Source organism: Streptomyces sp. SAI-127 (assembly GCF_029894425.1).
In the GTDB taxonomy this organism is placed as follows: Bacteria; Actinomycetota; Actinomycetes; order Streptomycetales; family Streptomycetaceae; genus Streptomyces.
The window spans coordinates 8,858,990-8,881,825 of record NZ_JARXYJ010000001.1; the positions used below are offsets into that span (position 1 = coordinate 8,858,990).

Sequence of the window (22,836 nt, forward strand, 5' to 3'; positions counted from 1 at the left end):
GAAGAGGTCGACCATGACCCCAACCCAGACCGAGGTGCCGCCGCGCCGCGGCACCCCCGAGGACGCGGCGCCCACGCCCGTCATATCCGTACGCGGGCTGTGGAAGGTGTTCGGGCCGAAGGCGGACCAGGTACCGGACTCCGAGGAGCTGCGCGGGCTCACCCGCCGCGAACTCATGGACCGCACCGGCTGCACCGCCGCCGTGCGTGACGTGCACTTCGACGTCGCGCCCGGCGAGGTCTTCGTCGTCATGGGACTGTCCGGCTCCGGCAAGTCCACCCTGGTGCGCTGTCTGACCCGGCTGATCGAGCCCACCGCCGGTGAGATCGTCTTCGAGGGCGAGGACATCCGGGACGCCGACGAGCGGCGGCTGCGCGAACTGCGGCGCAGCAAGTTCTCCATGGTCTTCCAGCACTTCGGTCTGCTGCCCCACCGCCGCGTCGTCGAGAACGTGGCGTTCGGGCTGGAGATCCGCGGCATGGGCCGGGCCGAGCGCACCAGGCGGGCGCTGGAGGTGGTCGAACTCGTGGGCCTGTCGGGGTACGAGAACTCCTATCCCGACCAGCTCTCCGGCGGTATGCAGCAACGCGTGGGCCTGGCACGGGCGTTGGCCGGGGATCCGGACGTCCTCCTCTTCGACGAGCCGTTCTCGGCGCTCGACCCGCTGATCCGCCGTGACATGCAGAGCGAGGTCATCCGGCTGCACCACGAGGTCGGCAAGACGATGGTGTTCATCACCCACGACCTCTCCGAGGCGCTGAAGCTCGGCGACCGGATCCTCATCATGCGCGACGGCAAGATGGTCCAGTGCGGCACCGGCGACGAACTCGTGGGCGCCCCCGCCGACGACTACGTACGTGACTTCGTGAAGGACGTGGCGCGCGGCGATGTGCTGACCCTGCGCTGGATCATGCGTCCGGCGACACCCGAAGACCCCCTGGACGGGCCCGAGCTGGGCCCCGACGTCGTGGTGAAGGAGGCCACCCGGGCGGTGCTAGCGGCCGACAAGCCCGTCAAGGTCGTCGAGAACGGCAAGCTGATCGGCATCGTCGGCGACGAGGAGATCCTCGCGGTGGTCGCCGGGCAGGAAGGCGACGCGTGATGACCGTCGTCATGGAGAAACCCGGGCAACCGGGGCAGACGAAGCAGGCCGAACCGCCTCCGCCCGCAGCTCCCGTACGCAGGATCAGCCGGTCCATGGTGGTCGCCGCGATCCTGGTCGTCTGGCTCGTCCTCTTCGCCGTACTGCGCGGAAAGCAGACCCTGTCGCTGGCCGCGGCCGACCTCACCGATCTGCACCGCTGGCTCAACGACGTCAACGACTCCATCGGCGCCAACCGCAACTCCAACCCGCTCTTCCTGTACGGCTTCAACGAGATCCGACTGGTCATCGACAACCTGGTGACCTTCGTGCAGGACCTGATCTCCCAGCCGTCCGGTGACCGCCCGCTCCCGCAGATCGGCTGGCTCGGAGTCGTCGGCCTCGCCGGCTACGTCTCCTGGGCGGTGGCCAACTGGCGGGTCGCGCTGCTGGCCGTGGCCGGCTTCACCTTCCTCGGGCTGCAGGGCCTGTGGCAGGAGAGCATGGACACCCTGGCCCTGACCCTCTCGGCGGTCCTGGTGGCGCTGCTGTTCGCCGTCCCGCTGGGCGTGTGGGCGGGCCTGTCCCCACGGGCCAACCGGATCGTCACGCCGTTCCTCGACTTCATGCAGACGATGCCGACCTTCGTCTACCTGGCGCCGCTGACCCTGTTCTTCCTGATCGGGGGGGCCTCCGCCACCATCGCCACCGTCATCTACGCGGCACCGCCGGCCATCCGCATCACCGCGCACGCCATCCGTTCCGTGCCCGCGACGACGGTCGAGGCCGCCGCCTCGATGGGCGCCACCCGCAGACAGTCGCTGCTGAAGGTCCTGTTGCCGATGTCCAAGCGGACCGTGGTGATGGGCATCAACCAGACCATCATGGCCGCCCTGGCCATGGTGACCATCGCGGCCCTGATCGACGCCCCCGGGCTCGGCAAGACCGTCGTGCAGGCCCTGCAGTCCCTCGACGTCGGTACGGCCTTCAACGCGGGCCTCGCCATCGTCGTCATGGCGATCGTTCTGGACCGGGTCACCACCGCGGCGAGCGGACGCGCGGAGGCGGCCCGGCGCTCCGGCAGCGCCCTGCTCAAGTGGCGGCGGCACCTGCTCGCCGCCGGGGGAGTGGTGGCGGCCGTACTCGTGTATCTGTCGCACACCTATCTGTGGGCGGCCGAGTTCCCCGGCGACGGCAGCACCGGCGGCAACATCGCCAAAGCGGCCGACGACGTGACCACCTGGGCGCAGGACAACCTGTCGGGGCTGACCAACGGTTTCCGCGACGCCATCACCAACGGCCTGCTCAACCCGTTCCAGACGCTGCTGACCGACTCGCCGTGGTGGCTCGTCGGCGCCGCCCTGATCGGGATCGCGGTGGTGCTGGGCGGCTGGCGCGCCGGCATCACCACCGCCGTGTGCGTGGGACTCCTGGTCGCCACCGGAGTGTGGTCGGACGGTATGACGACCCTGGCCTCGACCGTCGTGGCGACCGTGCTGGTCATGCTGCTCGGTGTCGTCTTCGGGGTGTGGATGGGACGCAGCGCGCTGGTGGACCGGATGGTGCGGCCCACCCTCGACGCGGCCCAGGTCATGCCGCCGTTCGTCTATCTCGTGCCGTTCCTCGCCCTGTTCGGCGCGACCCGGTTCACGGCCATCGTCGCCGCGATCGTCTACGCGGCCCCGGTCGCCATCAAGATCATCGCCGACGGGGTGCGGACCGTGCCCGCGACCACGGTCGAGGCGGCGACCTCCACCGGGTGCAACACCTGGCAGATCATCACCAAGGTCCAGCTGCCGATGGCCCGCAGCGCCCTGACGCTCGCGACCAACCAGGGCCTGATCTACGTGCTGTCGATGGTCGTCGTCGGCGGCCTGGTCGGCGCCGGGGCCCTCGGCTACGACGTGGTCGCCGGCTTCTCGCAGGGACAGCTGTACGGCAAGGGCCTGGCGGCCGGGCTGGCCATCGTGCTGCTCGGCGTCATGTTCGACCGGATCACTCAAGCAGCGGCTCGCCGCACCAGTAATTGAGGAGCACGACACGATGGCAAGACACTGGCGAGCCGGCGCGGCCGGCCTGGCCGTCCTCGGCCTCACCCTCACGGCCTGCGGCGGCGCGAAGGTCGGTGACTCCTCGGAGGCCGGCGGCTCGGGCAGCTCCGGCAAGTGCGGCACCTTCAACCTCGCGATCAACCCGTGGGTGGGCTACGAGGCCGACGCGGCGGTCGTCGCGTACGTCGCCGAGCACGACCTGAAATGCAAGGTCACCAAGAAGGACCTCAAGGAGGAGATCGCCTGGCAGGGCTTCGGCACCGGCGAGGTCGACACCGTCCTGGAGAACTGGGGCCACGACGACCTGAAGAAGAAGTACATCACCCAGCAGAAGACCGCCGTGGAGGCCGGCCCGACCGGCAACAAGGGCATCATCGGCTGGTACGTGCCGCCGTGGCTGGCCAAGGCCCACCCGGACATCACCGACTGGAAGAACCTCAACAAGTACGCCGCCGAGTTCAAGACCTCGGAGTCCGGCGGCAAGGGCCAGCTCCTGGACGGCGACCCGTCGTACGTCACCAACGACGAGGCGCTGGTGAAGAACCTGAAGCTCGACTTCAAGGTGGTGTACGCGGGCAGCGAGACCGCGCTGATCCAGGCGTACCGCAACGCCGAGAAGAACAAGGAGTGGGTGATCGGCTACTTCTACGAGCCGCAGTGGTTCCTGTCCGAGGTGCCGCTGGTCAAGGTCGACCTGCCCGCGTACAAGACGGGCTGCGACGCCGATCCGGCCAAGGTCGCCTGTGACTATCCCGTCTACGACCTCGACAAGATCGTCAGCGCGAAGTTCGCGAAGTCCGGCAGCCCCGCCTATGACCTGGTGAAGAAGTTCAACTGGACGAACGACGACCAGAACACCGTGGCCAAGTACATCGCGGTGGACAAGATGACGCCGGACGCGGCGGCCAAGAAGTGGGTCGACGCCAACCGCGACAAGGTCGACGCCTGGATCAAGTAGCCCGCTCGTGGACGCCCGGTGGGCGGTGCGCACTCCCGCGCGCCGCCCACCGGGCGTTGCCGCTTTCCGGCCCGTTCCGTGACGTCGGCGGGCCTCTTGACACCCACCGGCACGGCGGGCACATTGAGTTGCGCAGCCTGAATCGTGTTGCGTACAAAGCAACTTAACCGGAGGTGCGGCGATGGCGGGACCCCGAGTGGTCATCATCGGAGCGGGCGTCGTCGGCGCGGCACTCGCCGACGAGATCTCCGCACGCGGCTGGACCGAGGTGACCGTGGTCGACCAGGGCCCGCTCCCGGCCACCGGGGGATCGTCCTCGCACGCCCCGGGCCTCGTCTTCCAGGCCAACTCCTCCAAGACCATGACCGAGCTGGCCCGCTACACCGTCGAGAAGTTCTGCTCGCTCGACGTCGACGGACAGCCCTGCTTCCTCCAGGTCGGCGGCCTCGAAGTGGCGACCACGCCCGAGCGCGTCACCGAACTCCACCGCCGCCAGGGCTGGCTCACCTCCTGGGGCGTGGAGTCACGGATCCTGACCGCCGACGAGTGCGTCGACAAGCACCCCCTGGTCAACCGCGACCGGGTCCTCGCCGGTCTCCACATCCCGACCGACGGCCTCGCCAAGGCCGTCCTCGCCGTCGAGGCGCAGATCCGCCGGGCCACCGAGCGCGGAGTGACGTTCCTGGCCCGCCACGAGGTCCTCGACGTCCTCCAGGCCGACGGGGAAGTGACCGGAGTCCGGACAGACCGGGGCGACCTGCAGGCCGACATCGTCGTGTGCTGCGCCGGCATCTGGGGCCCGAGGATCGCCCGCATGGCCGGCATGAACCTCCCGCTCACCCCGCTCGCCCACCAGCTCGCCTGGACCGGCCCGGTCCCGGCGCTCGAGGGCCAGACCGAGGAGGCGGTGCGCCCGATCCTGCGCCACCAGGACGCCGACCTCTACTACCGCGACCGCCACGACACCCTCGGCATCGGCTACTACGGCCACCGCCCCCTGCCCATCACCGCCGACGAGATCCTCTCCGTCGACGAGGCCGACGGGATGCCGTCGGTCCTGAAGTTCACCGAGGACGACTTCGCGGACGCCTGGACCGAGACGCAGTCACTGCTGCCGGCCACCCGCGAGGCCAAGATCGAGGAGGCCATCAACGGCCTGTTCTCCTTCACCACCGACGGCCTGCCCCTCCTCGGCGAGTCCCCGGACGTCAAGGGCTTCTGGGTCGCCGAGGCCGTCTGGGTCACCCACTCCGCCGGCGTCGGACGAGCCGTCGCCGAGTGGCTGGTCGACGGCCACTGCTCCTCCTTCGACCTCCACGAGTGCGACGTCAACCGCTTCGAGCCGCACCAGCTCGCCCCGGAGTACGTACTGGCCCGCGACTGCCAGAACTTCGTGGAGGTCTACGACATCCTGCACCCGCTGCAGCCCTCCGGTGACCCGCGTCCCCTGCGCACCAGCCCCTTCTACGCCCGCCAGCAGGAGCTGGGCGCCTTCTTCCTGGAGGCGAACGGCTGGGAGCGGCCGCACTGGTACGAGGCCAACGCGGGACTGGTGGAAGGCCGTTCGATCGTCACCCCGAACGACTGGGCCGCGCGGTACTGGTCGCCGATCGTCGGTGCCGAGGCCCAGGCCACCCGCGAGACCGTCGCGATGTACGACATGACGGCCCTCAAGCGCCTGGAGGTGAGCGGACGGGGAGCTGCCGACTTCCTGGAGCGGCTGTGCACCGGCAAGGTCGCCAAGTCCGTCGGCTCGGTGACGTACACCCTGCTGCTGGACCACGACGGAGGCATCCGCAGCGACATCACCGTCGCGCGGCTGGCCCCCGACCTCTTCCAGGTCGGCGCCAACGGCAACCTCGACCTCGACTGGTTCACCCGCCACCTCCCCGCCGACGGCACGGTCCAGGTCCGTGACATCACCCCCGGCACCTGCTGCGTCGGCCTGTGGGGACCTCTCGCCCGGGACGTCCTCCAGCCGCTCACGGACGAGGACTTCTCGGCCGCGGGCCTGAAGTACTTCCGCGCCAAACGCGCTCACATCGGGTCCGTCCCGGTGACGGCCATGCGCCTGTCGTACGTCGGTGAGCTCGGCTGGGAGCTGTACACCACCGCCGACCAGGGCCTGAAGCTGTGGGACACGCTGTGGCGGGCGGCCCGTCCGCTGGGCGGGATCGCGGCCGGGCGGGGCGCCTTCAACAGCCTCCGCCTGGAGAAGGGCTACCGCTCCTTCGGCACCGACATGACCTATGAGCACGACCCGTACGAGGCCGGGGTCGGCTTCGCCGTCAAGGCCGACAAGGAGGACTTCGTCGGGAAGGCGGCACTGGAGCGACGCAAGGCCGACGTGCGGCGGAAGCTGACCTGCCTGACGATCGAGGACCCGCGGGCCGTCGTCATGGGCAAGGAGCCGGTGTACGACGGGCAGCGCCCGGTCGGTCACGTCACCAGCGCGGCCTTCGGCCACACGATCGGCAAGGGCATCGCGTACGCCTGGCTGCCCGCGGAGCTCGCTGAGGCCGGCCGTGCGCTGCACATCGGTTACTTCGACCAGCGCGTGGAGGCCGTCGTGGCCGAGGAGCCGCTGTTCGACCCGGCGATGTCCCGCCTTCGGGGGTGAGCGGGTCATAGCCATGGTCCGGGCGCCGGGGCGCCCGGACCCAGCGCCCGGACGGCGTCAGCCCAAGTAGCCGAGCCGGTGGCTGAGTTCGTCGGCGCCCTCGATCAGCACCGGGGCCAGCTCGTGCATCCGCTCCTCGGTGAGACGGAAGGCGGGCCCCGAGGCGGTGAGGGCGGCGACGACCTTGCCGTCGCCGGAACGAACCGGCGCCGCCATGGCGTTGAGGCCCTCCTCGTACTCCTCGACCGTCAGGGCGTAACCCTGCTCGCGGACCCGGACCAGCTCCGCCTCCAGCTGCTGCCGGGAGGTCAGCGTGCGTGCGGTCATCCGCTCGAGCCCGGCCGCGGCGACGAGCTCGTCCCGGCGCTGCTCCGTGAGATGCGCGAGCAGGACCTTGCCGCTCGACGTGCAGTGCATCGGCGTCAGCCGGCCGACCCAGTTCTGCGCGGTGATGGCGGACCGGCCGCGCACCTGGTCGAGGTTGATCACATGGTGGGACTCCAGGACCGCGATGTTCATCGTCTCGCCCAGTTTGTCGGCGAGGCGCTCGCAGATCCCGCGGCCGTGCTTGGTGACGTCGATGCGCCCGGTGACCGCCCCGGCCAGGCGCACGATGCCGAAGCCGAGGCGGTACTTCCCCCGCTCACCCTCCTGCTCCACCATCCCGTGCGCCTCCAGCGCGCCCAGCAGACGGAACGCGGTGGACTTGTGGACGTCGATCGCCTCGGCCACTTCACTGACGCCTGCCTCGCCACGCTGGGCGAGGATCTCCAGCACGGTGACAGCCCGGTCGACGGACTGCACACCGCCGCTGGACGTGCCCCCGGACTCGGTACCGTAGCTGCTCATGGCGGAACTCTATGCGAGCAGGTCAACAGTCGTCCTCAGCCGGTGAGGGGTGCGAACGTGATCCGGTCGACGTTGGGCGCGTACGCCGTGGGGTTGGCCACGGTGACGGTGTTGGTGCCCGCGGAGAGGGTCACCGGCACCGGCAGGTCCCAGTAGTTGTTCCAGCTGTAGTTGTTGCGGAACATGACCGTCCGGGCGGTCCCGTCGACACTGATCCGGGCCGCGCGGGAGACGACGTTGGTGTTGTAGTTCCCGGAGCCGGAGACCTGGTTGTTGGCGTAGCGGACGTTCATGACGTAGCGCCCGGCGCTCGCCGCGTCGACCTTGAAGGTGAGCGTGTTGTCCGCGCCGTTGCCGATGTAGCCGACGTACTTGCCGCCGGAGGCCCAGGTGTCCGAGGTGACGACGGCGGTCCCGGCGAGGGTGGCGTCCTCGGCCTGGTAGGAGGTCACGCCCTTGGTGTCACCACTCGCGGCGACGCGCAGGTCGCGCAGGGTGAGCGTGGTGGAACCCGAAGTGGTGGCGGTGATGCGGTTGTTGCCCGCCGACAGGTACAGCCGTGAGCACTTGTCGGTGAGCCTGCCGCGCGTGGAGGGCAGGGTCACGGCGGTGGCGCCGTCCAGGGCGAGCGTGCCGGTGCCGTCGGAGGAGTAGTCGGTGTGGACCGTGTAGTAGCCGTCGGCCGGGGCGTACACGTCGAAGATCGCCGAGTCCGCGGAGTCCAGCGCCAGGGAACCGGCGCCGGTGATGCCGGACGCGGAGTAGCCGTACGTGGGCGTGCCGGTGACGTCGGTGTAGGCGGCCGGGTAGAGGGTCTGCGCGGTGGAGGCGGCGGTGAGGTCGACCTTGTCGAGGGTGACCTCGTTCGTGCCCTTGGCCAGGGCGATCGTGTGGCTGCCGGCGGTCAGTGACACCGAGGCGCGGGCGGTGGCGCGGTAGGTCCAGTTCAGCGTCGGCCCGTAGGTGAGGGTCTGGGCCGCGCCGCCGTCCACGGTGAGGGTCTGGGTCGCCGGGGCGCCCGACTGGTTGCCGTAGAAGACGTCGAGGTCGTAGCTGCCCGTCCTCGGGACCTTGACCGTGAAGGCGACCTTGCTGGTCGGCCGGTTGAGGCTGCCGACGTCCTTGGTGCCCGAGGTGGCGTAGCCGTAGGCGTTGGACACCGAGCCCTGGCTGTAGACCGTGCCGCCGGTGATGGCCGCGTTCTCGGCCTCGTACGACGCCGACCAGGGGACGGAGGCCGCGGTGGGCGAGCCGGGGCCGGCGGGGTTCACGGTGATGCGGTAGGCCGACATCGGGTCGAGGCCGGTCAGCGGCACGGTGATGCTGCGGTCGGCGGCGACGGCGTAGGTGCTGCGGGCCAGCACCCTGGGCGCGGGCGCACCGCCCTCGTAACCGCTCCACGCGGTGCGCTCCACCGAGACGTTGACTTTCCTGCCGAAGGAGGACGGGATGTGCTGGACGACGGTGTCGGCCGAGCCGGAGGTGCCGCCGCCGAGGAGCACCTGGGCCTGCTTGCGGCCGGTGTCGAGGGAGGCGACGCCCTGGAGCGTGTCGGTGGTGTTGGCCTGCGGCGGGGTCACCTTGGCGGTCTGGCCGCTCAGTCCCGCGTACCAGCGCATCAGCCACCAGTTGCCGTTCGGGATGTTGGTCTGGGCGACGTTGTCGTCCAGGTTCCCGGCGATGTCCCAGTACGCGAGGTCGGCGTCGACCTTGTTCCGCTCGAACATCGACATCCACTGGACCATCTGCCCCGGCACGGACAGGTCGCGGCGGTCGGCGTACTCGTTGATGTTGACCGGCCGGGGGCTGATGCCCGCGTCGGTCTCGAGGGTCCGGTAGGCGGCGAGGTCGGACTCGAAGTGCGCCAGGGAACCGGGGTCGAGCTCGTGCCAGGTGGTGATGTCCGGCAGGACGTCGTTGGCCTTGGCCCACGGGTAGAAGTCGCCCATGAGCCGGGGGTCGTAGTGGGTCTCGTTGGGGCCGGCGATCCGGGCGTCCGGGATGATCGACCGGATCTTGTCGTAGACGGTCGTCCAGTCGCTCTTGAAGCGGCTCAGCGCGTTCGCGTAGGTCGTGGCGTCCGAACTGCCCAGGCCGGTGTACCAGTTGCCGTCCGGCTCGTTGAACGGCACCCACACGAACGTACCGGCGTCCGGACGGGCCGCCACCTTGCGGACCATGGTGTCGACCTTGGTCAGGTAGTCGCTCAACCCCAGATCCTCGTAAGGCCAGTTGGCGTAGATGTCCTGCATGTAGATCAGGTTGTCGCCGCCGCCCGTCCTGGCGTACTGGGACTGGACGACCAGCGCGTCGCCGTTGGGGTGCTGGGCCCCGTCCGGCGCCTTCTGGGCGATGGTCCTCAGATGCAGGGGCGCGACCACGCTGTCCCCGGGCACGCCGTCGTCGCTGAGGCCGTAGAGGGCGCCGTTCGCACCGTGCATGACCGCGCCGGTGGTGGTGCCGAGGTCGACCTTGAGCTGTGGGGCGGCGGCCTGGGCAGCGGGTGAGGTCAGGAAGGAGCCGACGAGTGCGGACACGACGGCCGCGCCGGCGAGGCCGACGAGACGCCGGGTGGTGCGGGGACTTTCGGGCAGGGCAGACGTACGAGGCATGGCTGACCTCCTCCTCCCGCACCGTCGCGGGAGGCTCGTGTTGCTTCGGGGGGTGGGATTACTTGACGGCGCCGCTGGTGATGCCGGAGACGATGCGGCGCTGGGCGATGACGAAGACGAGCACCATGGGAAGGCTCATCATCACGACGTAGGCGAAGATCAGATGCCAGTTGTTGAGGTACAGCTGGGCGCTGGCGACCTGGTAGAGGTTGAGCGGCAGGGTGGCCCTGTCCCCTCCGCCGAGGACGAAGAAGGCGTAGAAGATGTCGCTCCAGGCGAACAGCATCACCATGATCGTCGCGGTGGCGATGACCGGTCGCAGCAGCGGCAGGACGATGCGCCAGAAGACCCGCACCGGACCGGCCCCGTCCATGCGCGCCGCCTCCTCCAACTCCTCGGGGAGCGCGCGGATGAACCCGGTCATGAAGAAGATCGAGGTGGACAGGTACATCCCGGCGTAGACGCCGATCATGCCGGGCCGGGTGCCGGCCAGGCCCAGCTGGCGCAGCTCCATCACGATGGTGATCACCGCGGGCGGCAGCAGCAGTCCGCTGATGCTCAGCGCGTACAGGGCGTTGACCAGCCGCCCCTTGCGGCGGGCGAACACCCAGGCCGCACCGGCCCCGAGCAGCAGCACCAGGACGACCGAAGGGGCCACCACCAGAAGGCTGTTGACGAAACCCTGGACGATCTTGCCCTCGTCAAAGGTCTGCTGGTAGTTCGCGGCGGCCTGGGCGTGGTGGGGCAGGGAGAGGTTGGGTTTGACGGCCTCGGCCTGCGGCTTGACCGAGGTGACCGCGACCAGCCACAGCGGGATGCCGATGGTCACGGCGGCGATCAGCAGCACGACGACGGGCTGCACCCAGCGCCACGGACGCCGGTGAACGGGCGCGAACGCGCCGACGGTGGTCACTGGTTGTTCTCCCTGCGGCGCAGACCGACGATGACGGGCACGGCGAGGACGACGACGATGAGGAACAGCACCAGGCTCATCGCCGAGGCCTGCGCGTAGAGGCCCTGACCGAAGATGCGGAACATGTAGATGTTGAACACCTCGGTCTCGCTGCCAGGGCCGCCCGCGGTGGTGGCCTGGACGATGTCGAAGGTGTTCATGGAGCCGATCAGCGCGGTGGTCACGTTGAACGTCACCGCCGGTGCCAGCAGCGGGAACCTGATCGACCAGAAGGTCCGCCAGCCACCGGCCCCGTCGATGCGGGCCGCCTCCAGCACATCACCGGGCATGCTCTTCAGCCCCGCCAGATAGATCAGCATGGCCAGGCCCATCCACTTCCAGCCGTGGATGAGCGTGACGACGACCAGCGTCCAGGTGGTCGAGCCGAGCCAGGGCGTGTCGACGGGGTGACCCGCCAGCGACGACAACACACTGTTGAGCGCCCCGTCCTGGGCGAGCAGGGCCCGGAAGATGTACCCCACCGCCAGGGCGGAGATCAGCACCGGCAGGAAGAACACCGCGCGGAAGAAACGGTTGAAGCGGGTGTCGCGCTCCAGGAGCAGGGCGAGCCCGAGACCGAAGCCGTTCTGGAAGACGGCCACGAGGACGGCGTACTCCAGGGTGATACGGATGTCACGGACCATCGACCCGTCGTGCAGGATCGTGGAGAAGTTCGAGAGGCCCACGAAGCCGATCTGCGGGTGGAACGCCGACCAGTCGGTGAACGGGTAGACGAAGTTCAGCAGGTTCGGCAGCAGGAAGAACACTCCGAACACGGCGAGCGCGGGCACCGCGAACCACCACGGCTGGTCGGCCCCGCGACGGGACCGTCCGGGCCGGCCGGGACGCGCGGCCCGGTCCGCTTCCTTCGCGCGCGTGGCGTCACCGACGCCGAGGGTGGCTGTGTCCGCCACGTTTCAACCTCCGGTACGGGACCCCGGGCTCGCCGCCGACGGGCGGCCCGGGGGAGGGTCGGACGAAGATCTGCGCCTCCGCCGCGTGGGCGCGACCAGCCACGACGGTGCCGCAGACGATCGACGGCACGCGCGCGGCACTCCCGGCGGAGCGCTTCGGCGCCGTCAGAAGCCCGAGACTCCGCGGGCCTTGAGGACCTGGTCGAACTGGTCCTCGGCGGCCTGGGCGACCTGCTGCGGGGTCTTCTTGCCGTAGATCATGTCGGCGAGCGCGAGGTGCATGTCAGGGGCGGTCAGCGCCTTGACCTGGAAGACACCGGTGGCGCTGGAGAGCGCCTCGGCCTGGGCGATGGCGGTCTGCGGCAGTCCGTCGGGGTTGGGCACGGACGGCTGCACCGAGACGAGCTTGTTGGCCTTGATGTAGGCCGGGTAGTCCTTGCCGAGCCAGAAGGACATGAACTGCCGGGCGGCCGTCTGCCGCTTGCTGTCACCCGTGTTGAAGGCGACCACACCGTTGGTCTGGTCGGGCGAGTACTCGGCCTGGGCGGCGCTGTTGGAGAGCGGGAACCAGCCCAGCTTCGCGTCCATCTCGGCGGTGCTGGAGGTCGCCTGGATCTCGGACTGGAGCGAGGTGACGTTGACGGCCATCGCCGCGCTGCCGTCCATGATCGCCTTGCCCTGGTCGACGAAGGTCGCGGTCTTGTAGTTCTTCTGCGCGAGGCCACCGTCGAGGACCTTCGTCTTGTACGTGGTGATGGCGTCCACGATGGTCTTGTCGGTCCAGGAATCCTTGTTCTTGTTGAGGCTGTCCCAGAACGTCTGCGGCAGGTCCGTCATCTGGAGCTGCACCTGCCACTGCAGCGGCCACTTGTCGCCGCCGACCTCGAAGAAGGGGGCCACGCCCGTCTTCTCCTTGATGGTTCTGGCGTCGGCGAGCATGGCGTCGTAGCTGGTGGGCATCTCGGTGATGCCGGCCTTCTTGAAGACCGCCTTGTTGTAGTAGACGCCGAGCACCGCGGGGCTGGTGACGATCGCGGCGTAGCGGTGGCCGTCGACCTGGCCGAGACTCTGCTCCGTCTTGCCGAGCTTGGAGACCCAGTCCTCGTTGTCGAGCTGGAGCAGGTTCTGGGCGGGCTGGACGAACGGCAGGGTGCTGCCCGTGGGCTGCCAGAACATCAGGTCCGGCTTGGTGCCCGAGGCGAGCTTGGTCGGCACGTTCGACTCGTACGGGTCGGGGATCACCTCGGTGGTGATCTTTGCCCCGGTGGCCTTCTCGAACGCCTCGATGACCTGCTTGGGCTCGGAGACGCTGTTCTGGGCGACCCACATCGTGAGCTTGACGCCCTTGAGCGAGGCGGTGGCATCGACCGACCCGGTGGGCGCGGCGCCGGCACCTCCGGCGGTGCTGTCGCTGCACGCGGTGCCGGTCAGCCCGATGACACAGGCAGTGGCGAGGACGGAGACGGCTCTTCTCATGGCGAGATCCTTGGTCGTGCGGAGGGCGAGGGCGGGGCGGTGCGGTGCTCTGCGGTGCTGCGGAGGTCGGGGTGCGGTGTCGGTGGGCGTGCGGTGCTGCGGAGGTCGGGGTGCGGTGTCGCGGTGGGCGTGCGGTGCGGGTCGGCGGAGAGGGGGTGGCTGTCGGGTGCCCGGGGGACCTGGGTGTTGGTCTGGTTCGGGAGTTGGGTGGTTCGGTGGTGCGGGGTGGATGTGGGGGTGGGGTGGCTGGGTGTTGGTCTGGTTCGGGAGCTGCGTGGTCCGGTGGAGCGGGGTGGTTGTGGGGGAGTGGGAGGGGCGGTTGGGTGTCGGTCTGGTTCTGGAAGCGCGCGGTCTGGTGGAGGGGGAGTGGGGGGTGGTTGTCGGGGGCGGGTGGTCGCGTGCCGGTCCGGTTCAGGAACCGTGCGGTCTGACGCCGGCCCTCGGCGCGGGGTGATGCCGTGCACGGGTTCCGGTCGAGGCGGGGAGCGGGGAGCGCGATGTAGTGCACGGTTTCGTGCCCGAGTCCGAGAAGGCGTTCGGCGGCGGTCCGGGCCGCCTCCCGGTCGTCGGCACACACAGGGCCGGTCGGGCGGCGGCGCCTTCACCGGCGCCGCGCACGGCACACGCGCCGGTACGCGGTCCAGGACGGCGGCGCCGAGACGGTCGTAGCCGATGACCACCAGGCCGCCCACGGGTATCGGCGGCCCCGGCGACCGTAGGGTCCAAGTCGTCCTCCGGTGTCACCACCCGCACGCCGAGCGCCAACCTGGCGGAGCGGGACGCCTCCTCCAGACCCCGCGGGGTGGCCGGGCAGCCGCGGAGGACGGTGTTCGAGGTGAGGACCGTGACCGCCCGGGTCACCCCGCCGGCCAGGGCGAACGCGGTGGCGTCGCGCCTGGACCCCCGGGCTCGTACAGCCGCTTCGACGCGTCTGCCGGTCTCCTCCTTCACGTTCGGACGGCCGCTGATGACCCTCGAAACGGTCGGGTGGAAGACGCCCGCCGCGCGTGCGACAGCGCGGATGCCGACAGGCCTGCGCCGCCCCGGGGAGGGCGCGGTCTGGCCGTCGAAGCTTGTGTGACCGGTCACATGCATGCGAGGATTGTGAGCGGTCACATTGCGGGCGTCAAGAGACCGTAACTGGGGATTTACCTTTGAAATACAACCGCCGACGCGGCCAACTCTCGCCCGCCGAGCGCGAATTCCCAGCTCAGCCCAGACGAGACCGTGGCAGTACCGAACCATCCCGGAAGGGGAAATTGCGTTGACCGCAGCCGTCGGAACACTCGAGAGATCCCGCCTCTGGTCGCACCCGGAGCTCAGGCTGCATGCCGTCGTGGACGCCACGGGCTCGGTCCGGCTGGGGGCGCCCGACCAGGACTGGGCCGGTCTGGTCCCGCTCGTCGAGGTCACCGCCACCGGGCACGGACGCCTGTGGTCGGGGGAGCGCTTCATCGAGACCGCGATCGGCGACCGCCTGACCTACCGCGACCACGAGACGGTCCGGGAGGGGAGCAAGGAGCGTACGACGATCCGGCTCGCGGACCCCGAGACCGGCCTGGTCGCCGAGGTGGTCCTGGAGACGGCTCCGGGTGCCGGTTTCCTGCGCTCGCGGGTGCGTCTGGTCAACGAGGGCAGCACACCCCTCCGGCTCGAGAGCGTGAGCACCCTGACCGTCGGCGGCATCACCGACGTGGCCGGCGGTCTCGACGGACTGACCCTGCACTGGGCGGACAACGACTGGCTCGCCGAGTGCCGTTGGCGCAACGCCTCCTTCCGTGACCAGGTCGTCCCGCTGAGCCGGCCCGCGCACGGTCACGAGGGGCGCGGCTGTTTCGAGCGCTTCTCGCAAGGGAGTTGGTCCACCGGCCGGCACCTGCCGATGGGGGCGCTCACCGACCTCTCCGGCCGCACCTGGCTGTGGCAGATCGAGTCCAGCGCGGGCTGGCGCTTCGAGTCCGGCGAACGCGAAGGCGCCGCCTACGTCGCCCTGTTCGGACCCGACGACGCCCACCACCAGTGGCAGCACACCCTCGCGCCCGGCGAGGACTTCCACACCGTTCCCGCCGTCCTCGTCCGCGGTGAGACGGGCGGTCTCGACGCCGCCTTCGGTGAACTCACCGACTACCGCAGGCTGATCCGCCGCGACCACCCCGACCTCCGCGCCCTGCCGGTGATCTACAACGACTACATGAACACCCTCATGGGCGACCCGACCACCGACAAGCTCCTGCCGCTCGTCGAGGCGGCGGGGAGGGCCGGCGCCGAGGTCTTCGTCATCGACGCCGGGTGGTACGACGACGACGCCCAGGGCTGGTGGGACGCCGTCGGCGCGTGGCAGGCCGCCCGGGGCCGTTTCCCCGGCGGCATCCAGGAGGTGCTGGACGCGATCCGGGGGCACGGCATGGTCCCGGGGCTGTGGCTGGAGCCCGAAGTCGTGGGCGTGCGCAGCCCGTTGGCCGACAGCCTGCCTCCCGAGGCGTTCTTCCGGCGCGGCGGCCTGCGCGTGACGGAACACGGACGGCACCACCTGGACCTGCGCCACCCCGCCGCCCGCGCCCACCTCGACGCGGTCGTGGACCGGCTGGTCGGAGAGTGGGGCGTCGGGTACCTCAAGCTCGACTACAACATCAACATCGGACCCGGCACGGAGAACGGCCCGGAGAGTCCCGGCGCCGGTCTGCTGGGCCACCACCGCGCCCACCTCGACTGGATGTCCGCCCTCCTGGACCGGCATCCCGGCCTGGTCCTGGAGAACTGCGGCTCAGGCGGTCTGCGCATGGACTACGCCCAACTAGCCGTCACCCAGCTCCAGTCCACCAGCGACCAGCAGGACCTGCTGCGCTACCCGCCCATCGCCGCGGCCGCCGCCACCGCCGCGGCCCCCGAACAGGCCGCGGTGTGGGCCTACCCGCAGCCCGACCACACCCCCGACAGGATCGCGTTCACCCTCACCGGCGCACTGCTGGGCCGGATCCATCTCTCCGGCTTCCTCGACCGCATGGACGCCGAGCAGTTCGAGCTCGTCCGCTCCGCGATCCGGGTGTACAAGGACATCCGGCCGGAGATCGCCGACGCCCGTCCCTTCTGGCCGCTGGGCCTGCCGGGCTGGGAGGACGGCTGGATCGCCCACGGGCTGCGGGGGCGCGACGCGACGCTCGTCGCGGTGTGGCGGCGGGATCGGACCGACGCCCCGGAGCGCCGTACGCTCACGCTTTCCCACCTGCGCTGCGTCGAGTCCAGGCCGGAGGTGCTTCAGCCCACGACGGCCGACGCCACGGTGGAGTGGGACGCGGCCGAGGGGAAGCTCACCGTCGGCTTGCCGCGCACCGACACGGCCGTACTGCTCAGGCTGGCCACGACCGTCTGAACGCGCGGCGGTGACATGGCCGTACTCCTCAGGCCGGCCGCGTCCGCCTGAGCGTGGGACGGGGCGGGCCCGCTCTGCCGGATCCGCCCCTCCCGGGACCGGTCACGGGCTGACGCTCTTCTTCCGGGCCCGGTACGCCGCGGCCTTGATCTTGTTGCCGCACGACTCCATGCCGCACCACTGCCGGCGCATGCCCCGGGAGCGGTCGATGTAGATGCGGGTGCACTCGGGGTTGCCGCACTCCTTGATCAGGGGTACGTCGGGGCCGCTCAGGAGTTCCACCGCGAGGCGGGCCACCGTGGAGAGCGCTTCTTCCGGGTCGGCCTGCGTCCACCGCCCGGACGGCGTGAGCTGGGGCACCGCGGGCGGCTTGCGGGCCGCGCTGTTGAGCACGGCCAGCGCCCCGGTGTCGTACCCCTCACCGAGCCGGCGGGCGGTCACCAGCTGGTACACGGCTTCCCGTACGGTCGTCGCCTGCTCGACGTCGGCCTCGCTGCTCGGGGAGACCGCGTCGACGACGCCGGACTCCCGATACCATGCGTCGAGCCTCTCCGGCGCGGCGAACATCTCGAAGCGCGTCGAACGCCGCGCCCGGAGCGTCGCGGCGAAGTCGAGGGCCGGGTTGCCGCACACGAAGACATGGTCGAGGTTCACATCACCATTCTGACAGGTGACGGGTCATGCGGGCAAGGCGCGCCGCTTCGGCTCGCGCAGGGTATGTGTTGAGGGTCGAATCGGTGACGCCCTGACGGTCGGAACCGGTCACGTCGACGACCTGTCGGTCTTCGAGACGTTCACGCTGCACCGCCGCCGCTCCGACGGCCACACCGGGCAACGGCTTGCGTAGGATTCGAGCTGCCGGACATCGGGAGACTCAATGACGCCAGTGGGAGGACAGGGCCAGAGCCCTGGCGCGCCGCGTGCCGTGGATGTGGCCAGGCTGGCCGGCGTCTCGCAGAAGACGGTCTCGCGGGTCTTCAACGGCGAGCGGTACGTGTCGGCCGACGTGCGGGGACGGGTGCTGCAAGCCGCGGAGGAACTCGGCTACCGGCTGAACGGCGCGGCCCGGGCCCTGGCCTCCGGACGTACCCGCTCGATCGGCGTGGTCGCGCTCGGAACCGCCCTGTACGGCCCCGCCTCCCTGCTCATCGGCATCGAGCGGGCCGCCCGGGACGCGGGATACGCGCTCCGGGTGGTCAACACGCGGGAGGGCGATCCGGCGGGTGTCGCGGGGGCCGTGGAGTCGCTCCTCGAACAGGGCGTGGACGGCATCGTCGTGTCCGAACCGATCGACGAGGGTTCGGTGCCGCTCAGGGTCGACGTCCCGGTCCTGATCCTCGGCGCGCCCGCGACGTTCGGGGGCCCGCGCGCGGTGGCGGCAGGCGTCGGTGCGGAGTCACTGGCGCGGGCGGCCACCGAACACCTGCTGGACCTCGGGCATGTGACGGTCCATCATCTGGCCGGTCCGCAAAGGTGGTTCGCCGCCCGGGACCGTCTCCTGGGCTGGCGGGCGGCGCTCGCGGAACGTGACAGGGAACAGCCGCCCGTCATCGAGGGCGACTGGTCGGCCTCGTCCGGCTACGCGGCGGGCCGCGAACTCGCCGCCGCCGGTGATGTCACCGCGGTGTTCGCCGCCAACGACGACATGGCCGTCGGCCTGGTCCGCGCACTGCTGGAAGCGGGCCTGCGCGTGCCGGAGGACGTGAGTGTCGTCGGCTTCGACGACATCCCCGTCTCCGCCTATGTCACCCCACCGCTGACCACCGTGCGCCAGCCGTTCGACGCCGTGGCCCGGGAAGGGCTGCGGCTGCTGGTGCAGGCCATCGAGAAACCGGACGCCGAGCCGGCCCCGGCGACCGACCCTCCGGTCGAGCTCGTCGTACGCGCCTCGACGGCGCCCCCGCCGACGGGCGGGCGGCGGCCATCCGGATGGAGAGGCACCGGCGGCGCCTGACGGCGCCGCCGGTGGTGATCACTTCTCCCGCGAGTACGGCGCCACGGTGATCCGGTCGATCAGCGGCGCGTACCGGGATCGGAGCAGCACCCCGGGGAAGGTCTCCGAGGCGTAGGTCGCGCCGTCGAAGTTCGGCAGCTCCTCGGAGCGGAAGGCGATCGTGTTCTGTCCCTTCTTCAGGGTGACGGGGACGGTCAGCTCCCAGAAGTTGTCCTGGTGGAAGCTGTGCGGGAAGCCGACGCGCCGCATCTCCCCGCCGTTGACGGTGATGTCGGCGTGGCGCGCCAGCGGGTCCGGGTTGTAGTGGGTGGCCTCGGACTGCTCCGGGTTGGAGTAGCGGACGCGCAGCGCGTACAGACCGGCCCGGTCCGCGGTGACGGTGAACGTCGCGGTGTTGCCGTTGCCCGGGTCGCCGCCGATGCCGGTGATCGCCGTGCCGTCGGTGGCCAGGGCCAGCGGGGTGAGTGCGGCCGAGCCCGCGAGCACCGCGTCCTGGGCCTCGTACGTACGGGCCTTCAGCGCGCCCTCGGTCGGTGTGACCGTCAGGCGGTCGACGAGGGTGGCCGACGAACCGCCCGTCAGCGTCACCTTGTTGACGCCGCCGGAGAGGGAGACCGCGACGCTGCTCCTGCCCTTGGCCAGGCGCAGGACGTCGTGTCCGTTGACGGAGAGCCGCGCGCCGGCGCCGGCGAGGGTGTCGACCCCGAGGGTGGCCTCGCGGTCGGCGGGGGAGTACACCCAGAACGTGGCGGTCTGGCCCTTGGCGAGCCGGGCCGCGCCCGAGCCGGTGGCCGCCCGCTCGGGCAGCGTGTAGACGGGCTGTGCCCCGCCGCTCAGCCAGGCCAGTTCGCCCTCGTGGACCTGGGTGCCGGCCGACGCCCCGGGAAGGGCGAGGGTGAGGCGGTCGACGATGGCGTCACCCTTCGTCGCACGCTTGCCGTCCAGGCTCTTCGCCGCGAGCGTCAGGGTGTGCTTGCCCTTGGTGAGCTTCACCTTGGTGTCGGTGTGGTCCCACACCACCCACTTGTAGCCGAGCGGCAGATACAGCTGCTGCTCGCTGTCGGCCTGGCCGTCCACGCGCAGGAAGACATTGGTGGGGCCCTGCTCCTTCACCTTGTCGAAGGTGTTGAGGGAGTTGGCGAAGACGCTCAGGTCGTAGGTGCCGTCCTCGGGCACGTCCACCGTGAAGTCGAGCGTGACGTCCGAGCCGGTGCGCAGTCCGCCCACGTCGTAGCCGCCGGACGTGTAGAACTTCGACACGTCGGAGGTGGAGCCCTCCGGGCCGTTCTTCGAGTAGCCGGACCCGGTGTGGGCCGCGTCCTCCGCCTCGTACGAACCCTGCCAACGCACCGGCGGGGACTGGGTCTTCGCCGCCTTCCCGGCCGGGCTGAGGACGATCTCGTACGCCGAGGACTCCTTCAGCTTCGGCAGCGCGCCGTCACCGAAGTCGACGGTGACCGTGCCGTCGTCCGCGACCTTCAGGTTCGTCTCCGTGAGCAGCTTCGGGCCGGAGGAGTCGCCGACCTGCCCGCTCCACTCGATCTCCCGCACCCAGGCGTGCACACGGTCACCGAAGAGCTTCTTCGGAACGTCCGAGAAGGTGATGTGACCCTTGCCCGTGGAGCCGCCGAAGAGCAGCCGGGCCTGCTTCTTCTTCTGGTCCAGCGTGGCCACGCCCTGCATGGTGTAGTTCTCGCCGGGGAACGGCGGGGTCACCGCCACCGTGTGCCCGCTCATCGAGGCATACGAATGGAGCAGCCACCACTGGCCGTTGCCGCGGTTGGACTGCACCGCGGAGTCGGAGAGGTTGCCGTCGATGTTCCAGTACGCGATGTCGGCGTCCACCTTGGACTCCTCGATCGCGGAGACCCACTGGATCATCTGGCCGGGCACGGAGGTGTGGTAGTTGAAGGCGTACTCGTTGATGTTGACGGGGAGTTGGGTGCCCTCGCGGTCGGTGCCCTTGAACAACTCCTTCTCCCACACCCGGTACTTGGCGACGCTCGCGCGCACCGCCTCCGGGTGGCTCAGCTCGTGCCAGGTGATGACGTCCGGGAGGGTGCCCGCGGCCAGGGCGTGGGTGAGGAAGCCCTTCACCTGGTCGTAGAGGATGCTGGTGTTGGGACCGGCGACACGGGCGTCCGGCATCTTGGTCTTGATGAGCTTGTACGCGGAGTCCCAGGCGGCGAAGTAGTCGTCGGGGTCGCTCAGCCAGCTGACCTTGTTGTAGCTCCACTGGCCGGTGCCGAACATGTTGCCCTCGGGCTCGTTGAACGGCACGAAGACGATGTTGTCCTGGTACTGCTTCGGCAGCTGGAGCACCTGGTCGACCTGCTTGGCGATCTTCTCCTCATAGAGCTTGAGCTTCTCCGCGGGGGTGTCGCCCGGCCACTCGTACGGGAAGCCGCGGTGGATGTCGGTCATGTAGATGTACACGTCGCCGTCGGTGGAGTCGGCCAGCGGCTTGACCACGTCCAGCGCGTCGGCGCCGGGATGCTGCGGACCGTCCTGGGCCTTGGTGGAGACCGTGCGCAGGCCCATGCCCTCGATGAGGTTGTTGGTGGGGACGTCCGGTCCGTACACCCCGTAGAGGGTGCCGGAGGCGCCGCCGTGGAACGCGCCGGTGTCCGAGCCGAGGTCGACGGTGAGCTGCCCCTCGCGGACCACGGTGACGTTCGCCCGCACCGCGCGTCCCGCCGCCGTTCCCGCGACCGTGAAGGTCCCCGGCGCGGCGTACTTCTCGGGCGGTACGGCGTCCCAGGTGACGGGTGTGTCGCGGTCGTATCCGTCGGAGAAGCCGGCGCGGACGGCCGCGGGGAGGGTCGGGGCGGTCCCGTCGGTCGTACGGACGTCGAAGGACGTCTTGGAGAGTTCCTGGAGGGTCGGCACGGCACCGACCAGGCCGGCCACCTGCTCGGCGGTGAGCGCCGAGTGCCATACGGCGAAGTCGTCGACGGCGCCCTTGAGCAGCGGGTCCGGGTAGAGGGACTTGCCTATGTAGCCGGCGGCGGTCGCCGAACCGCTCAGCAGGTCCTTGGCCTTGATGGCGGTCGCGGCGGAGGAGACCGCCACCCCGTCGAGGTAGGTGGTGAGCCGGCCGGCGGTGGAGTCGAGGGTGACGGTGACCGTCCGCCATGCGTCCGCGGGCAGTGGCGCATAGCCGCGGACCTGGGTCTCCGCGCCGCCTCCGCCGGTGGTCACGGAGGTCTGGAACAGCCCGTTGCCGTTGTACGGAGTGCTGAAGAGGTACTTGGTGGTGTCGGTGCCCAGGTCGAAGATCCGCTGCCAGGACGACGTGTCGCCGCTCCACTTCACCCGGGCGGAGACCGTCAGGTCGCTCGCGTCGCCGACCACTTCGCGGGGCAGACGGACGTAGGCGCCGTCGGAGGTGGGGGCCCCGCCGGGCAGGGCCAGCGCCTTGCCGCCGTCCGTGCCCGCCACGGACTGGGCCGTCGAGCCGTTCACCAGGCTCGCCGTCAGTCCGTTGCCGGAACTGTCGGTGATCTTTCCGGAGGCGAGGTCGTCCTGGTCGAAGGTGTAGCGGGCGGCGGGCCCGGGCGCCTCGGCCGCGTGCGCGGACACGGCGGGCGCGGCCAGCAGGCCCGCGCCGAGGGCCAGCGCCATGGCGGCCGGCGCGCGGCGGCGCGTGGATCTGTCAGCGGATGACATGGATACGTCCTCAATCGTCGAGTAACGGGTTCCGGTCGGCCCGTCTCAGTCGCCGTCGAATCGGTTCGATCCAGGCGTGCAGGGGGAGGAAGCGCGTGTTGAGGCAGTGCGGGTACGGCGGCTCTGTGACGGCGGGTGCGAGGGAGTCGCCAGGGGCGACCGTGTCGAACCGGTTCGGCGAAGCTAGCACCGGGACATCGGGCCAGCAATCCCTTCGACACGGGGATCTCCGCGTCTCTCCCACCCCGTCAGCGAATACGTTCAGGGTATTGACAGGCGTCGGGTCAGTTCCTACGTTCACTCCACGCGAACCGGTTCGACAAGCCGGTC

14 protein-coding genes are annotated in these 22,836 nt (G+C 70.1%); 6 read left to right on the forward strand and 8 right to left on the reverse strand.

What is annotated here, in order from left to right:
* Positions 1-13: 13 nt before the first annotated feature.
* From M2157_RS40760 to M2157_RS40775, 4 genes are all read left to right on the forward strand, one after another.
* Positions 14-1,102 carry a glycine betaine/L-proline ABC transporter ATP-binding protein gene (locus tag M2157_RS40760; RefSeq protein ID WP_280856124.1) on the forward strand — a complete coding sequence of 363 codons (1,089 nt, stop codon included), beginning with the start codon at positions 14-16 and terminating at the stop codon, positions 1,100-1,102.
* Positions 1,102-3,111 carry an ABC transporter permease subunit gene (locus M2157_RS40765; RefSeq protein WP_280867652.1) on the forward strand — a complete coding sequence of 670 codons (2,010 nt, stop codon included), beginning with the start codon at positions 1,102-1,104 and terminating at the stop codon, positions 3,109-3,111. The genes M2157_RS40760 and M2157_RS40765 overlap by 1 nt, the downstream gene beginning before the upstream one ends.
* A 13-nt stretch (positions 3,112-3,124) precedes the next feature.
* Complete coding sequence (locus tag M2157_RS40770) at positions 3,125-4,090, forward strand: ABC transporter substrate-binding protein (protein ID WP_280867653.1); 966 nt, start codon at positions 3,125-3,127, stop codon at positions 4,088-4,090.
* A 181-nt stretch (positions 4,091-4,271) separates the two neighbouring features.
* Positions 4,272-6,710 (forward strand): FAD-dependent oxidoreductase, encoded by a 2,439-nt coding sequence (locus M2157_RS40775; RefSeq protein WP_280867654.1) that lies wholly within the window; start codon positions 4,272-4,274, stop codon positions 6,708-6,710.
* A gap of 57 nt (positions 6,711-6,767) precedes the next feature.
* On the opposite strand, the gene M2157_RS40780 is transcribed toward M2157_RS40775, so the two are convergent.
* From M2157_RS40780 to M2157_RS40805, 6 genes are all read right to left on the reverse strand, one after another.
* A complete protein-coding gene (locus tag M2157_RS40780; protein WP_280867655.1) occupies positions 6,768-7,559 on the reverse strand; it encodes an IclR family transcriptional regulator in 792 nt (263 codons plus the stop codon).
* A 35-nt stretch (positions 7,560-7,594) separates the two neighbouring features.
* Positions 7,595-10,171: a CBM35 domain-containing protein gene (locus tag M2157_RS40785; RefSeq protein ID WP_280867656.1), complete on the reverse strand. Its 2,577-nt coding sequence runs from the start codon at positions 10,169-10,171 to the stop codon at positions 7,595-7,597.
* A gap of 58 nt (positions 10,172-10,229) precedes the next feature.
* Positions 10,230-11,084 carry a carbohydrate ABC transporter permease gene (locus M2157_RS40790; protein ID WP_280856118.1) on the reverse strand — a complete coding sequence of 285 codons (855 nt, stop codon included), beginning with the start codon at positions 11,082-11,084 and terminating at the stop codon, positions 10,230-10,232.
* Positions 11,081-12,037: a sugar ABC transporter permease gene (locus tag M2157_RS40795; RefSeq protein WP_280856116.1), complete on the reverse strand. Its 957-nt coding sequence runs from the start codon at positions 12,035-12,037 to the stop codon at positions 11,081-11,083. The genes M2157_RS40790 and M2157_RS40795 overlap by 4 nt, the downstream gene beginning before the upstream one ends.
* A gap of 165 nt (positions 12,038-12,202) precedes the next feature.
* A complete protein-coding gene (locus M2157_RS40800) occupies positions 12,203-13,513 on the reverse strand; it encodes an extracellular solute-binding protein (protein WP_280856115.1) in 1,311 nt (436 codons plus the stop codon).
* A 411-nt stretch (positions 13,514-13,924) separates the two neighbouring features.
* Positions 13,925-14,758: a LacI family DNA-binding transcriptional regulator gene (locus tag M2157_RS40805; RefSeq protein WP_348541820.1), complete on the reverse strand. Its 834-nt coding sequence runs from the start codon at positions 14,756-14,758 to the stop codon at positions 13,925-13,927.
* Positions 14,759-14,777: 19 nt separating this feature from the next.
* Here M2157_RS40805 and M2157_RS40810 point away from each other — a divergent pair, with 19 nt between their 5' ends.
* Positions 14,778-16,883 (forward strand): alpha-galactosidase, encoded by a 2,106-nt coding sequence (locus M2157_RS40810; RefSeq protein WP_280856113.1) that lies wholly within the window; start codon positions 14,778-14,780, stop codon positions 16,881-16,883.
* Between the two features lie 102 nt (positions 16,884-16,985).
* Here M2157_RS40810 and M2157_RS40815 read toward each other — a convergent pair whose 3' ends face one another.
* Positions 16,986-17,537 (reverse strand): CGNR zinc finger domain-containing protein, encoded by a 552-nt coding sequence (locus tag M2157_RS40815; protein ID WP_280856112.1) that lies wholly within the window; start codon positions 17,535-17,537, stop codon positions 16,986-16,988.
* Positions 17,538-17,760: 223 nt separating this feature from the next.
* Here M2157_RS40815 and M2157_RS40820 point away from each other — a divergent pair, with 223 nt between their 5' ends.
* The gene (locus M2157_RS40820; RefSeq protein WP_280856111.1) at positions 17,761-18,837 is read left to right on the forward strand and encodes a LacI family DNA-binding transcriptional regulator; all 1,077 of its coding nucleotides are present in this window, start codon (positions 17,761-17,763) and stop codon (positions 18,835-18,837) included.
* A gap of 18 nt (positions 18,838-18,855) precedes the next feature.
* Here the strand turns inward: M2157_RS40820 and M2157_RS40825 are convergent, their stop codons facing one another.
* Positions 18,856-22,461: a LamG-like jellyroll fold domain-containing protein gene (locus M2157_RS40825; protein ID WP_280858942.1), complete on the reverse strand. Its 3,606-nt coding sequence runs from the start codon at positions 22,459-22,461 to the stop codon at positions 18,856-18,858.
* Positions 22,462-22,836: the final 375 nt, after the last annotated feature.